Source organism: Alistipes sp. 56_sp_Nov_56_25, from assembly GCF_001915285.1.
GTDB lineage: Bacteria > Bacteroidota > Bacteroidia > Bacteroidales > Rikenellaceae > Alistipes > Alistipes shahii.
This window is the reverse complement of record NZ_MNQF01000064.1, coordinates 21630-35750: the sequence shown is the minus strand read 5'-3', so window position 1 is coordinate 35750 and position 14121 is coordinate 21630. Positions and strand designations below refer to the sequence as shown.

Below are 14121 nucleotides of genomic sequence, written 5' to 3'. Positions count from 1 at the left end.
GTCTAAAATTTTAGGCTCAAATTGAAGCCGAACACCGGGCGGTTGCCCCCGAGGGTGGGGACGTAGGTGTAGTCGACCAGCGGTTCGAGGTTCATCGAGAGGTCGTCCGAAATGTCGTAGTCCTTGAGGTGGGCGTCGACATGCGCATCGACGATCTGCAGGACGTACAGCGCACCCGAGAGGATGATGCAGAGGTCGCGGTTGCGCCGGTAGTTGTTGCGCAGGTTGCGGATGAACGAGGCCGAATAGCGTCCGTGGAACTCGTCGGTCGGCCCGTCGGGGTATTTGTCGGGATTGCGGTCGTAGTCGCTCAACAGATTGTAGGCCTTTTTGAAACGTTGGTAGCCGCGGTTGTTCCAGTCGATGCAGTAGATCATCGAGGCGAATCCGCCGATGACGAAAGGCACTTTCCAGTAGCTTTTGTTGTAGATCTGTCCCGCTCCGGGGAAGATGCAGGCCAGCGTGGTGGCCTTCTTGACGCTCGACACGTCGTTGGTCGAGTAGCTCACGGCCGCGTCGCCGATGAAGTAGATGTACGAGGCGATCGTGATCCCCAGGTAAACCTGACGCCGCGTGTTGCTGCGGATCATCTTGGACTGGAGGGCGTCCAGCTCGGGCGTGCGCGAGAGGTTCACGTCGGTATAGGACTCGAACTGGCGCTTGAGCGGCTTGTAGGTCTTGTTTTCGTGGATGTACAGTCCCAGTCCGGTTCCCACCAGTCCGTAGAGGATCGGCAGTTTCCAGTACTGTTTGTTGTAAATCTGTCCGTAGCCGGGGACCACGGTCGAAATCCAGCACACCTTCGAGAGCGACATCGAGTCGCTCATAAACCAGCCTTTTTTGTAGACCTTGCGTTTGGTCGTGGTGTCCACGCCCCGCTGTGCGGCGTCGAAGCGCGCCAGGGCCAGCGAGTCGAGGTAATGCAGGTCGTCGGAGCGCAGGTCCGCGACGGCCGCCGAGTCGGCGGCGTATTCGGCGGCGGCGATCGAGTCGATCTGCCGTACGAGGCCCGCCAGGCGCAGCGAATCGCGCCGGCCCTTGAGCGAATCCGGTTTTTCGAGCAGTCCGCCGCGGACGACCGTGCGTGCGCCGCGGTGGAGTTGCGCCCCGGCGGGCAGTCCCAGCGAAAGGGCTGCGACCAGGAGCAGGAGTCTGAACCGGATTGTCACCATATATTAATTAGGAGCGTTTAGCAAAACGTTCGATGAACTGTTCGATGTCCCTGTCGTCCGTGAAGCCGATGACGATTTTGCCGCCGCCGTTTTTCGCGCGTTTGATCGAAATTTCCTGCGAAAAGAACTTTTCGAGCTGCTCGACCAGTTTCAGGTAGCTTTCGGGATACTCTTCGTCCTCCACATTCTGTGCCTCTTTGCCCGGGGCTTCGGAGAGAGAGCGGACCAGCTCCTCGACCTGGCGGACCGAGAGGCCTTTCTTGATGCACCTTTTCAGCACGCGCAGCTGCTGGTCGGCGGGCGCCCCGGCGATGGCTTTGGCGTGTCCCATCGAGATCAGCCCCTCCTTGAGGGCGAGCTGCACCTCGTCGGGGAGTTTCAGCAGGCGCAGGTAGTTCGACACCGACGAACGCTTCTTGCCCACCTTCTCCGACAGGGCGTCCTGCGTGAGGTTGCACTCGTCGATCAGGCGCTGCATGCCCAGCGCGATTTCGATGGCGTTGAGGTCCTGCCGCTGGATGTTCTCCACGAGGGCCATGGCGTGCAGGTTCTCGTCGTCCACCTCGCGGATATAGGCCGGGAGGGTCTTCAGGTCGGCCCGCTGCGCGGCCCGCCAGCGGCGTTCGCCGCTGATGATGACGTATTTGCCTCCGTCGCCCTTTTTCACCGTCACGGGCTGGATGACGCCCAGCTGGCGGATCGAGTCGGCCAGTTCGTCCAGAGCCTCCTCGTCGAACTGCGTGCGCGGCTGCGTGGGGTTGGGTATGATGTCGGCGATTTCGATTTCTGCCATCTGACTCATCGGTTTGAGCTTGGCATCCACGGGATCGCTGCCGAAAATGGCGTCGAGTCCGCGTCCTAATCCCTTCTGTTTCATATCGGTATTCGTTTATTTGCTGCGTTTGCGGTTGCGTTTCAGGAATTCCCGGGCCAGGGCCAGGTAGTTTTCCGAGCCGACGGCCCCGGCGTCGTAGAGCATCACGGGTTTTCCGTGCGAGGGCGCTTCTCCCAAACGGATATTGCGCTGGATTATTGTGTCGTAGGCCAGGGGGCCGAAGTGCTCGCGGACCTCGCTCACCACCTGGTTGTTCAGGCGGTTGCGCATGTACATCGTCAGCAGGAAGCCCTCGATGTCGAGGCCGGGGTTCAGTCCGCCCTTGACCTTGCGGATGGTGTTGAGCAGTTTGGAAAGCCCTTCCAGGGCGAGGTATTCGCACTGCACGGGGATCAGCACCGTGTCGGCGGCCGTGAGGATGTTGACCGTGGTGTAGCCCAGCGACGGCGAGCAGTCGATGAAGATGTAGTCGAACTTTCCGCGCACCGAGTCGACGATGCGTTTCATCACGTGGTGGGCGTTTTCCATCTTCGGCAGTTCGGTGTCGGCGGCCACCAGGTCGATCGACGAGGGCAGCACCCAGAGGTTTTTCACGTCGGGACTTTGGAGAAGCACTTCGTCGGCCTGTTTCTGTCCGGCGATGCACTCGTAGATGCCTTCGAGGTTGATGTCGAAGCCCAGCCCCGAGGTGGCGTTCGCCTGCGGATCGGCGTCCAGCAACAGGACTTTCTTGCCCAGCAGGGCCAGCGAAGCCGCTAAATTGATAGCTGTCGTGGTCTTGCCCACGCCGCCTTTCTGATTGGCCAATGCGATTACCTTTGCCATGTTTGAATTCGGTTTATAAGCAGGCAAATTTAGTGAAATTAAATGGAAATCCATAACCGTAGCGGAAAAATGCTTATCTTTACGGTCGGAATGAATTGATAGCTATACGATACTATGGAAGAAAAAAAATCGCCGGCTTCCGCGGCGGAGTCCGCAGCTTCGGGACAGCCGGCCGCAGTCCCGGCGGCGGAGCTGCGTCCGGGCCGCCGGAAATTCCCGACCGTGGGCGACCTGTTCGCCATGCTGGGTATCGCCTTCGGGGCGCAGATCGTCGTGGGGACCGCAGCGATGGTCTTCCTGCTTTTCGCCGGGCACGGGCTTGATTTCAAATCGCTGGAGCCGGCTGCGCTGGGCAAGGTGATGGCGGCGCTCTATTTCTGCTCGATGTCGATCACGCTTGCCGGCATCCTCTGCTACCGCCGCGCGCGCGGCGGTAGCGGTCCGTGGGCGCGTTTCTCGGCCCGGGGGCTGAATCCCGCGCTGTTGCTGTGGGCCTTCGTGCTGATGTTCGCCGTCGGCGTGGTGCTCGAACCGCTGCTGCGGCTGATGCCCGAACTGTCGCTCGAAGTGGGCCGCGGATTCTGGACCATCCTCTCGCTGGTGATCTTCGCTCCGATCTTCGAGGAGCTGATCTGCCGCGGCGTCGTGCTGGGGTCGCTGCGCGGTAAGTTCGGCGTGACGACCGCATGGCTCGTCTCGTCGCTCTTCTTCGGCGTGCTCCACGGCCAGCCCGTGCAGGTGATCAACGCCACGGTCATCGGCCTGGTGCTCGGCTACGTTTACCTGGCGACCGATTCGCTGTGGTCGGTGATGATTCTCCATGCGCTGAACAACGCCGTGGCCTATCTGGCGCTGGCCACCGGGCACGGCAATGCGCTGCTGATCGACCTGGTGGGCAGCCGGACGCTTTACGTGCTGATTTACATCGCGGCGCTGGCGCTCTCCGCCGTGTCGGGCTATATGATGCTGCGCGCGCTGCGGCGCATGAAGGAGGCGGAGAAAAATCCGTCCGCGGCGTAATAATCCGGCTGCGCACTGCGTTACTTACAAGTAAAAAACGTATCTTTGCCCTTCGGAATATGAATTTGCGAGCGAAAATAGCGGTCGCGGCGGGTGTGCTGCTGCTGGCGGGTTGCCGGGAGCTACCGCGTTATTTTGCCGGCGACACGACCATTGCGCGGGCCGGCGGCAAGGACCTGCGGCTGGGCGACGTGCGGTCGGTGGTCCCGCAGGGGCTTTCGGGCGACGACAGCGCGGCCTTTATGAAGGTTTACATCGACCGCTGGGTGCTCAAGCAGCTCAAGCTCCAGGAGGCGGAGACGCTCTTTTCCTCTTCGGCGGGCGACATCGACAAGATGGTGGAGGAGTACCGCCAGGCGTTGCTGATCCGCCAGCTGGACCAGCATTACGTCGACCGTTCGATCGACACGGTGTTCACCGCCGACGAGATTGCGGCCTATTACAACGCTCACAAGGCCGATTTCAAACTCGACCGCACGATCGTCAAGGGGCGCATCGTCCGTTTCGGCGAGGGGTACCGGCAGGCCGCGAAGCTCAAGACGCTGATGGGGGCCAGGTCGGAGGCGCAGCAGCAGGATTTCAGGGATATCTGTGAGAAGAACGATTTCACGGTGGACGATTTCCGCGACCAGTGGATTGATTTCCCGGAGTTCTTGAGCTACCTCCCGACGCTGCGTTCGCAGAGCTATGATTCGGTGCTGGCGACTGCTGCCGTGCAGGAGATGCGCGACAGCCATGCGCACTATTATTTCCAGATTGATGCGGTGCTGCGCGAGGGCGAGCCGATTCCGCTCGAACGGCTGTGCGGAACGATTCGCCGCATCCTGTTCAACCAGCGCAAGGGCGAGATCATCCGCGCGCACGAGGAGGAGCTTTGCGCCCGGGCCGCGGAGATGGGCGAGGTGAAGATTTTCGCCGACGAGAACCCGAAGAAAGACGAATAAAAATAAAACGATAAACGAAACCAAGATGTTGAAAAAAGCTATGATGGCCGCGGCGCTCGCCCTGTTGTTCGCAGGCGCCCTTGCGCAGAAACGACAGGTGATGCTCGACAAGGTGGTGGCCGTGGTGGGCGGATCGTCGATCCTCTACTCCGAGGTGGACGACTATGCGCGCCAGCTGACGGAACAGCGCCGTCAGGAGGGTTACACTTCCGACCGCGACCCGATGAACGAGGCGCTCGAAGCGCTGATGACCCAGAAGCTGCTCTACAACCAGGCCCAGATCGACTCGGTGAAGGTCAACGACGCCGACATCATGGCGCGCGTCGAGGAGCAGGTGCAGCAGATGGTCGAGGCCGAAGGCTCGATCCCCCAGCTCGAAGCCAAGCACCACATGCCGATCTTCAACATCCGCGAGATCATGCGCCAGCGTTACGAGGAGCAGGCCTATGCCAACTCCATGCAGACCGAGGTGGTCGACAAAGTGTCGGTGATTCCGGGCGAGGTGGAGCGTTTCTACAAGTCGATCTCGAAGGACAGCCTGCCGCTCGTCGCCGACCAGTATGTCTATGCGCAGATCACCAAGTTTCCCAAGTCGATGACCGCCGCCAAGCAGCGTACGCGCGAACGGCTGATCGACATGCGCGAACGCGTGATCACGGGCAAGGCCAAGTTCGAAAACCTCGCCCGCATGTATTCGCAGGACCCCGGCACGATGATGCGCGGCGGCGAGATGGACCCCTCGACGCTCGAACAGCTCGACCCCGCATTCGGCGCGGCGCTGGAGAAGATGCGCCCCGGCCAGATTTCCGAGGTGGTCGAGTCGCAGTTCGGCTTCCACATCATCCAGCTTCTGGACAAGCGCGGCCGGCTCTATCATTTCCGCCACATCCTGCTGCGTCCGGTCTACACGACCGAGGAGCTGGGCGGTTCGCTCAATACGCTCGACAGTCTGGTGAAGGTGATCCGCAAGGATTCGATCACCTTCGAGAGGGCTGCGCTGCTCTATTCGGACGACGCGCAGTCGAAGATGAACGGCGGCATCGTCTCGAACCACGACATCCTGGAGCGTTTCAACGCCTTCGACGCCAAGCTGACCGTCACGAAATTCCTCAAGGAGGACTTCGGCCGTTTCAAGAGCCTCGATGACTACAACGCCCTGAACCGGCTCAAACCCGGCGAGATTTCGGAGGCCTACCTCACCGAAGACATGCTCGGCAACCAGATGGCCAAGATCGTCAAGCTGGTTGAGGTGATCCCCACGCATACGGCTTCGCTCAACGAGGACTACCTGCGGCTCGAAGAGATGGCCTTGCAGGACAAGCAGGAGCGGGTCTTCAAGGAGTGGCTTTCGAAGAAGATCGACGGCATGTACGTCTACATCTCGCCCGAATTCCGCAACGGGGAGTTCGAGAACAAACATTGGGTGAAATAGGCCGTGCGCAGGCTCTTGTCCATAGCCGTAGTGGTGCTGGCCGCCGCCGTGGTCGCGGCGCGCAGCGGCATGCAGGCGCCGGAGCCGGAGGGCGAGAAAAAGCTCATCGACCTCAAGTCGGACCTGATGGGCCCCATCGCCCCGGGCGATTCGGTGGTTTTCCTGGTGGGGAACTTCGCCGCACAGCACAACGGCGCCGTCATCACGTGCGACTCGGCCGTGCGTTACTCGGACATGCGCATCGAGTTTTTCGGCAACGTGCTCATCAACAAGAATACGACCTACATTTACGGTGACCGGGCCGAGTACGACGGCGAGCTGAACGAGGCGCGGGTCTACTCCGACATCGTCAAGGTCGTCGACGGCGACGCCACGCTCTACACCTATAAATTCCTGTTCAACACGAAGAAGAACATCGGCGAATTCGCCGACGGCGGGGTGATGCTCAACCGCGAGAACCTGCTCGAATCGGTCCGCGGCTACTACTATGCCGACACGAAGGAGCTGATCGCCGTCGACCGCGTCGAAATGCGCAATGACGAATACGAACTCAAGGGCGATTCGGTGGTTTACAACATGGCTACCGACAACGCCTTTTTCTTCGACCGCACCAACATCTGGAACAAGGACGGCGACTACCTCTATGCCGACCGCGGTTCCTACGACAAGGCCGATACGCTCTACATCGTGACGCGCAACGGCTATATCCTGACCGAAAAGCAGGAGATCTGGAGCGACAGCCTCCATTACTACCGCGCCGAGGACCATGTGATCCTGCGGCGTGATTTGCAGCTGGACGACGCCGAACACAAGGTGATCGCCTTCGGCGACTACGGCGAGTACTGGAAGGAGCCGGGAAATGCGTTCCTCACGCGCCGGCCCGCGGTGGTGAGTTACGACCTTTCGCAGGGCGACTCGCTTTTCATGCGCGCCGATTCGATGTACCTCTTCACGATCAATGAAAACGCACTGCGCCGGGCCGCCGCTGCGGCCAAAGCCGATTCGCTGGCGCGTCTGAAAACCGATTCCGCCCTTCTCGGGACGCCGCACCACCCGGCCGGGGAGCTTCCCGAAGGCCGTCCTGCGGCGGATTCGCTCGGAAGTCCCCGCGTTCCGGCCGTCGGTCCCGGTTCGCCGGAAGACGCCGCAGGGCCGGATTCGCTGGCCCGGCGGGAGGTCCCCGATTCGCTGCTGGGCGTTTCCGTCCCGGATTCGCTGGCCGTTCCGGCCGTCGATCCGCTCGACACGCTGGTCGGCGATGCCCGGAAAGCCTACCTCAAGGAGCAGGCCGCCAAGTTGAAGGCGGCCCAAAAAGCCGCTGCGGCCAAGGCCAGGAAGGAAAAACTGGAGGAGATCGCCAAAAAACGCCAGGATAAGACGACGGCCAAACTGCTGGCCCAGAAGGAGCGGGAGGAGCGGCGTCTCGCTGCGCGCAAACTCAAGGCCGAGTCGAAACTCCGCGCCCGTCAGGCCCGCGCCGCCCGCAAAGGCAAGGTGATTCCGGTCGATTCCACGGCCCTGCGCGAGATCGACTCGCTGATCGCCCGCAACGACCGGGAGATGGATTCGCTGCTGTTGCAGATGGCCGATTCGCTGGCCGCCGACTCGCTGGCGATGCGGATTCCGGCCGACTCGGTCGATTCGCTCACCGACTCTGCCGACTCGGTTTACCGCCTGATGAAGGGTTTCCGCAATGTGCGCATTTTCCGTTCCGATTTCCAGGCCGTATGCGATTCGATGACGGCCATCAGCACCGATTCGACGATCCACCTCTACATCAATCCCGTGCTGTGGAACCAGGGCAACCAGATCACCTCCGACGTGATGGACATATTCACCGAGAACCAGCAGATCACGCGCGCCGAGTTCATCGGCACTCCGATGATGGTCTCCCAGCTCGACACGGTCCATTACAACCAGGTGGCGGGCAAGCAGATGACGGCGTGGTTCCGCGACAATCAGATCTACCGCAACGACGTGAACGGCAATGCCCAGACGATCTACTACATGCAGGACGGCGAGCCGCCCCAGATCACGGGCATGGGCGTCATCGAGAGCGGCGACTGTTCGTTCTATATCGAGGACAAACAGGTCGTGACGATCGTCTACCGCAAGGACCCCGACTGGAACATCTATCCGATGGACAAGATTCCCGCCGATCAGGAGCTTTACCTCAAGGGGTTCAAGTGGGAGGGCGCGCGGCGTCCGACGCAGGGGGCGGTTTTCGACCGCAGGGTCCGGCCCTCGCAGCGCGAGGAGAAGTCGCATCTCGCACATCCGGATTTCCCGCTTCTGAAAGCCCTCGAGGAGCGCAAGAAGCAGCTGATCGAGGAGCGCCGCTGGGCCGACCGCAACGATCAGGTCGATGCCGCCACCGTGGAGTGGATGCGGGCGCTGGGCTTCGAGGTGGGCCAGCCTCGGGAATCGGGACCCAAGCTCTGAAAAATTGGAAAAAGGTGAAAAGACGCAAAAACTTTTCACCTTTTTTGTGCTATTTTTGCAGCCGGTTAGCCGTTAATGTCTGTTTTCCCATGAAGAAAAGTCTGATCGCCCTGGCATTCGGGACGTTGGCGCTCGGTATGGCGGAGTTCGTGATGATGGGCATTCTGCCCGACATCGCCCGCAGCCTCGGCGTCTCGATCCCCGAAGCGGGGCACCTGATCTCCGCCTATGCGCTGGGCGTCTGCTTCGGGGCGCCCCTCACGGTGCTGGTGGCCCGCACGCGGCCGCTGAAACACATCCTGCTGGCCCTCACGGGCCTGATCATTCTCGGCAACGCCTGTGCGGCGCTTTCGCCGAACTACTGGACCCTGCTGGCCATGCGTTTCGTCTCGGGACTTCCCCACGGGGCCTTCTTCGGCGTGGGGTCGATCGTCGCCGAGCGCGTCGCCGACAAGGGCCGGCGGGCCGAGGCCGTGTCGATCATGGTCGTGGGCATGACCGTCGCCAACCTCTTCGGCGTGCCGCTGGGAACCTATATCAGCGGCGTCGTGACGTGGCGCGCCACGTTCGGGATCGTCGCCGTGTGGGGAGCCGTGGCCATGCTGCTCGTGAAATTGTGGGTTCCGGCTCTGCCCGCGCTGCCCGATACGGGGATGAAGGGGCAGTTCCGGTTTCTGAAAAGCGCCGCTCCGTGGCTGGTGCTGGCGTCGGTGATGCTGGGCAACGGCGGCATCTTCTGTTGGTACAGCTACGTCAGCCCGCTGATGGTCCACACCTCGGGGTTCCGTTCCGAGGACCTGACGCTGATCGTCATGCTGGCCGGTTTCGGCATGTTTGCGGGCAATATCGTCGGCGGTCACTATGCCGACCGGTTCACGCCCGAGCGGGTTGTGCGTTTCACGCTCGGCACGGCCTGTCTGGCGCTCGTCGGCATCTTCTTCGGGGCGCATGTCCGCTATCTTTCGCTGGCGCTGATGTGTCTGACTACGGCCTGCCTCTTCTGCGTATCGTCGCCCCAGCAACTGCTGATCCTCGAAAATTCGCGCGGCGGCGAGATGCTCGGCGCGGCGCTCGTGCAGGTGGCTTTCAACCTGGGCAACGCCCTGGGGGCCTACGTCGGCGGCCTGCCGATCGGGCACGGGCTTGGCTATGAATATACGGCGCTTCCCGGCGCGGCTTTCGTGCTGCTGGGGATGACGGCCGCCATGATCTACATCCGTAAATATCCCCGGCATGAACAGCGATAACAGCGAAGAGATCTTTCCCGTGGTCGACGCGGCGGGGAACGTCGTCGGCAAAGCCACGCGCGGCGAGTGCCACGGCGGGTCGATGCTCCTGCACCCGGTGGTGCACCTCCATGTTTTCAATTCGCGCGGCGAACTCTATTTGCAGAAACGCCCCGCCTGGAAGGACATTCAGCCCGGACGGTGGGACACGGCCGTGGGCGGCCATGTGGACTACGGCGAGACGATCGCCGAAGCCCTGCGGCGCGAGGTGCGCGAGGAGCTGGGCATCACGGATTTCGTGCCCGGGGCGGTTGCGGTCTATCCGTTCCGCTCGGAACGCGAATACGAACTGGTCCATGTCTTCCGCACGGTCTACGACGGCGAGATCCGTCCGAGCGGGGAGCTTGACGGCGGGCGTTTCTGGTCCCCGGACGAAATCCGCGAAAACCTCGGACAGGGTGTTTTCACACCCAACTTCGAAGGCGAAGCCGGATTGATTCTCGGGTGATTCCGTTGTCCGCGCCGGCGTCGTTTCCGGTTTTTCGGCCGCCGCTGCGGTTGAGGCCCGAAAGTTGATGCGGGTACGGGTATGCAGACACTTCTGAAACGTTGGACGCACGCCCTGCTCGAATGGCTGGGCCTGACTTCGGCCACCGGCGATGCGCTCGACCGCTGGGCGGCTTTCGTGCTCGTGGTGCTGGCCGCCGTGGTTTTCGACCTGCTGCTGCAACTGGGCATCGTACACGGGGTGCGGAAACTCGTGGAGCGCACCCGGGCCAAGTGGGACGACACGCTTTTCAGCGTTCCGGTTCTCCGGCGCATGTGTCATATTTTGAGCGCCATTCTGCTGGCCGTCGTGCTCCCGGTGGTCTTCGAGGAGAAATCCACCGGGCGCGTCATCGTCCTGCGGTTCATGGAGGCCTATATCGTCTTTTCGGTTTTCCGCTTCGTCAACGCCCTGCTCTATGCTGCCTTCCACATCGCTGCGGCGCGTCCCGCCTGGCAGAACAAACCCATCAAGGGCCTGCGGCAGACGGCGCAGGGCATTGCGCTGCTGATCTGCACGATTCTGATTGTTTCGATCCTGCTCGACAAGTCGCCCGCCATCCTGCTGACGGGACTGGGCGCCTCGGCGGCCGTGCTGATGCTGATTTTCCGTGACAGCATCCTCGGCTTCGTTTCGGGCATTCAGCTCGCGGCCAACGACATGCTCAAGGTCGGAGACTGGATTTCGATCCCCAAGTACGGGGCCGACGGCAACGTCGAGGAGGTGTCGCTCACGACGGTCAAGATCCGCAATTGGGACAACACGCTCGTCATGCTGCCGCCCTACCTGCTGACGACCGATTCGTTCACCAACTGGCACGCCATGCAGCTTTCGGGCGGGCGGCGCGTGATGCGCTCCGTGGCGATCGACATGACGAGCGTGCGTTTCTGCACCCCCGAGATGCTGGACCACTACCGTACGATCGACCTGATCCGCGACTACGTCGATCAGACCGAACGCCGCGTCGAGGAGTACAACGCCGCGCACGGCATCGGCTCCGGGGAACGGCGGATCAACGGCCTGCATCAGACCAACCTCGGGGTTTTCCGGGCCTATCTGGTCCGCTACCTTCGGAACGAGGTTCCGGTGAACAAGGATATGACGCTGATGGTGCGGCAGTTGCAGCCCACCGAAACGGGGCTTCCGATGCAGCTCTATTTCTTTACCGATACGGTCGTGTGGGTGGATTACGAGGGGATTCAGTCGGATGTCTTCGATCATGTGCTGGCCGTGATTCCCGAATTCGGGTTGCGGGTCTTTCAGAATCCGTCGGGGGAGGACGTCGCCTCGCTGCGCAATGCCTTTTTTCCAAACGCGCAGACACCCTCGCAGACACCCCCGCAGGCGTCACCGCAGGCCTCCTCACAGGCCGCCCCGCAAAATGCGCCGCCCCTGCATGCATCCCGGCCGGCCGCCCCGCAAAGGCCGCAGGCGGAACAGCCCGCCCCGGAGGAGGCTAAAGCACCAGCATCAGCATCACCTGAATGATGATCACGCGCAGGAACATGCACACGGGATAGACCGTGGCGTAGGATACGGAGGGGTTGTCGCCTTCGATCGTGTCGTTCACGTAGTTGAGCGCCATCGGGTTGGCCATGCTGCCGCACAGCAGTCCCGAGACCGATCCGAAGTCGACCTTCAGCACCCGCAGGGCGAACAGCCCCACCAGCACCACCGGCACGAACGTCAGGGCGAATCCGATGCCGAGCCACAAGGCCCCCTCGGGGCGCATGACGGTCTCGAAGAAGTGGGTTCCGGCATCCAGCCCGAGGCATGCGAGGTACATCGAAAGGCCCAGTGCGCGCAGCATCAGGTTGGCGCTCTGGGTGGTGTAGGTGATCATGTGGAGCCGGGGGCCGAACGTGCCGATCAGGATGCCGACGATGATCGGGCCGCCTGCGAGTCCCAGTTTCACGGGAATCGAAATCCCGGGGATCGCCACGGGAATGCTTCCCAGCGTGAGGCCGAGGATCAGGCCGATGAACACCGCCGCGAGGTTGGGTTCGTTGAGGCTCTTGACGGCGTTGCCGAGGATTTTCTCGACGTTGCGGATCGCCTCCGCTTCGCCCACCACGGTCAGACGGTCGCCCAGCTGCAAACGCAGGTCGGGGGTGGCCAGCAGCTGCACGCCCGAGCGGTACACGCGGCTGATGTTGATGCCGTAGGTGTTCCGCAGGCGCAACTGCGAGAGTTTCTTGCCGTTGATTTCGGGGCGTGTCACGAGGATGCGCTGCGAGATGAGCTGGCTGTCGACGGAGTTCCAGTCGATATTTTCCGTGTTCCAGTCCTTGGTCTCCTGCTCGCCGAAGATCAGCCGCAGGGCGTCGGCCTCGCCGGGCGTGGTGATGACCAGGATCAGGTCGTTCTCCTGTAGGGTCTTGTCCGAGGTGGGGATCGAAACCCGCCCGTCGCGCCACAGGCGCGAAATGACGAAATGGTGGTGGCTCTGCGTCGCGATTTCGTGGACGCTCTTGCCGAAGACCGCGGGATTGGTGAGGCGGTAGCTGGCGATGAAGACGTTCTTGCGGTGTTCGGCGTCGGGTCCCGGCATGTCGCAGGGACGCACGAAGAGCTTGCGCAGGAAGACCACGGCCAGAATTACGCCTACGACGCCCAGCGGGTAGGCCACGGCGCAGCTCAACGCCGCTCCGTTGGCGTCGATGCCCATTTGTTGCAGCGTCTGCTGCGCGGCGCCCAGCGCCGGGGTGTTGGTCGTCGCGCCGCACAGAATGCCCGACATGTCGGGCATCGAGACTCCGAAGGCGTAGCTCATCGCCATGGCCAGGGCCGTTCCGAGCAGCACGATGGCGATGGCGGGCGAGACGAGCCGCAGTCCGTCGGCGCGCATCGAACTGAAGAAGCCCGGCCCCACCTGAAGGCCGAGGGCGTAGACGAAGATCACCAGTCCGAAACTCTCGGCATAGGTCAGCATCGCCGGGTCGAGCGAGAGCCCGAAATGCCCGGCCAGAATGCCCACGAAGAAGATGAAGGCCGTTCCGAGCGAGATTCCGAAAAAGCGGATCTTTCCCAGTCCGATACCGATCGTCGAGATGAGCGAAACCACCACGACGGCCTGCAAAGCCGAGTGCTCGACGAACAATTCTTTAAGCCATTCCATTCCTTCAACTGTTGAAACCGTTGCAAAAGTAGGTCAAATTTTCCGGATTGCCGCTTTTTTGCAGAACGAAAAGTGGTCCGTATGCGTCCGGGCGTATTATTTTGCCTTTTCGGGGTGTGACATTTTGGTCGAGCCTTATTACAAAAACGCTCTACCTATTGTGGGTTGGGATAATTTGTCTACTTTTGTATTGCTGGGATAAACACAGATCATCAGTGACGCACGAAGGACTTTTCTGCCGGAGAAGGTCCGGGATTCAATCCGGCAGCCGCCCGGATTATTTAGGAACTTGATGTTCCGGGTAGCAGCGAGGGTGACCGTTTTAGGTCACCCTTTTTGTTTGAATTCGTTTATCAGAATCTCCCGTTTTCAGAGTTGCAACGGCTTCCCGCGGTGGAAATCGGGAATCTTCGACGGAAAACGAACTCGTATTTGGCCTGCACGGTTTGGGTGACGGCGAGCTACTGGCTGCGCACGGCGAGCTGCGCCTTGCTGATGTCGTTGCGCGCGGCACGGCGGTTGAAGATCGGGATGTCGAGCGAGACGCCGGCGTATTCGCG

At 61.5% G+C, this 14121-nt stretch carries 11 protein-coding genes; 7 read left to right on the top strand and 4 right to left on the bottom strand.

The features are described from left to right. Window positions 1-2: 2 nt before the first annotated feature. Genes BHV64_RS11800 through BHV64_RS11790 form a run of 3 tightly spaced genes read right to left on the bottom strand, consistent with a single transcriptional unit; the run spans window position 3 to window position 2832 of the window. The gene (locus tag BHV64_RS11800) at window positions 3-1172 is read right to left on the bottom strand and encodes a DUF5683 domain-containing protein (RefSeq protein WP_118406112.1); all 1170 of its coding nucleotides are present in this window, start codon (window positions 1170-1172) and stop codon (window positions 3-5) included. Between the two features lie 7 nt (window positions 1173-1179). Beyond that, window positions 1180-2049: a ParB/RepB/Spo0J family partition protein gene (locus tag BHV64_RS11795; RefSeq protein WP_015547500.1), complete on the bottom strand. Its 870-nt coding sequence runs from the start codon at window positions 2047-2049 to the stop codon at window positions 1180-1182. A gap of 12 nt (window positions 2050-2061) precedes the next feature. Then, on the bottom strand, window positions 2062-2832 hold the full coding sequence (locus BHV64_RS11790) for a ParA family protein (protein ID WP_015547501.1): 771 nt from the start codon (window positions 2830-2832) through the stop codon (window positions 2062-2064). A gap of 114 nt (window positions 2833-2946) precedes the next feature. Between BHV64_RS11790 and BHV64_RS11785 the strand changes: the two genes are divergently transcribed. The 7 genes from BHV64_RS11785 (at window position 2947) to BHV64_RS11755 (ending at window position 11931) form a co-directional block, all read left to right on the top strand. Beyond that, window positions 2947-3852, top strand: coding sequence for a CPBP family intramembrane glutamic endopeptidase (locus BHV64_RS11785; RefSeq protein WP_217727357.1), 906 nt, complete (start codon window positions 2947-2949; stop codon window positions 3850-3852). Window positions 3853-3911: 59 nt separating this feature from the next. Then, window positions 3912-4796 carry a hypothetical protein gene (locus BHV64_RS11780; protein WP_288116067.1) on the top strand — a complete coding sequence of 295 codons (885 nt, stop codon included), beginning with the start codon at window positions 3912-3914 and terminating at the stop codon, window positions 4794-4796. A gap of 25 nt (window positions 4797-4821) precedes the next feature. Beyond that, window positions 4822-6228: a peptidylprolyl isomerase gene (locus BHV64_RS11775; RefSeq protein WP_044054503.1), complete on the top strand. Its 1407-nt coding sequence runs from the start codon at window positions 4822-4824 to the stop codon at window positions 6226-6228. 3 nt (window positions 6229-6231) lie between these two features. After that, entirely contained in the window at window positions 6232-8670 is a 2439-nt protein-coding gene (locus BHV64_RS11770; RefSeq protein WP_288116065.1) for an OstA-like protein, read from the top strand. A gap of 89 nt (window positions 8671-8759) precedes the next feature. Further along, window positions 8760-9917, top strand: coding sequence for an MFS transporter AraJ (gene araJ, locus BHV64_RS11765; RefSeq protein WP_149887597.1), 1158 nt, complete (start codon window positions 8760-8762; stop codon window positions 9915-9917). Next, the gene (locus BHV64_RS11760) at window positions 9904-10404 is read left to right on the top strand and encodes an NUDIX hydrolase (RefSeq protein WP_015547504.1); all 501 of its coding nucleotides are present in this window, start codon (window positions 9904-9906) and stop codon (window positions 10402-10404) included. Before araJ ends, BHV64_RS11760 begins: the two co-directional genes overlap by 14 nt. An 81-nt stretch (window positions 10405-10485) precedes the next feature. Further along, window positions 10486-11931, top strand: a complete 1446-nt coding sequence (locus BHV64_RS11755) for a mechanosensitive ion channel family protein (protein ID WP_022062629.1) — start codon at window positions 10486-10488, stop codon at window positions 11929-11931. On the opposite strand, the gene BHV64_RS11750 is transcribed toward BHV64_RS11755, so the two are convergent. After that, window positions 11900-13561, bottom strand: coding sequence for a putative transporter (locus BHV64_RS11750; protein ID WP_015547506.1), 1662 nt, complete (start codon window positions 13559-13561; stop codon window positions 11900-11902). The genes BHV64_RS11755 and BHV64_RS11750 overlap by 32 nt on opposite strands. Window positions 13562-14121: the final 560 nt, after the last annotated feature.

Excerpts from the sequence above, each read along its gene's own strand:
- BHV64_RS11755 (WP_022062629.1), top strand. The coding sequence starts at position 10,486 with ATGCAGACACTTCTGAAACGTTGGACGCACGCCCTGCTCGAATGGCTG.
- BHV64_RS11760 (WP_015547504.1), top strand. The coding sequence starts at position 9,904 with ATGAACAGCGATAACAGCGAAGAGATCTTTCCCGTGGTCGACGCGGCG.
- BHV64_RS11785 (WP_217727357.1), top strand. The coding sequence starts at position 2,947 with ATGGAAGAAAAAAAATCGCCGGCTTCCGCGGCGGAGTCCGCAGCTTCG.
- BHV64_RS11790 (WP_015547501.1), bottom strand. The coding sequence starts at position 2,832 with ATGGCAAAGGTAATCGCATTGGCCAATCAGAAAGGCGGCGTGGGCAAG.
- BHV64_RS11795 (WP_015547500.1), bottom strand. The coding sequence starts at position 2,049 with ATGAAACAGAAGGGATTAGGACGCGGACTCGACGCCATTTTCGGCAGC.
- araJ (WP_149887597.1), top strand. The coding sequence starts at position 8,760 with ATGAAGAAAAGTCTGATCGCCCTGGCATTCGGGACGTTGGCGCTCGGT.
- BHV64_RS11800 (WP_118406112.1), bottom strand. The coding sequence starts at position 1,172 with ATGGTGACAATCCGGTTCAGACTCCTGCTCCTGGTCGCAGCCCTTTCG.
- BHV64_RS11775 (WP_044054503.1), top strand. The coding sequence starts at position 4,822 with ATGTTGAAAAAAGCTATGATGGCCGCGGCGCTCGCCCTGTTGTTCGCA.
- BHV64_RS11780 (WP_288116067.1), top strand. The coding sequence starts at position 3,912 with ATGAATTTGCGAGCGAAAATAGCGGTCGCGGCGGGTGTGCTGCTGCTG.
- BHV64_RS11750 (WP_015547506.1), bottom strand. The coding sequence starts at position 13,561 with ATGGAATGGCTTAAAGAATTGTTCGTCGAGCACTCGGCTTTGCAGGCC.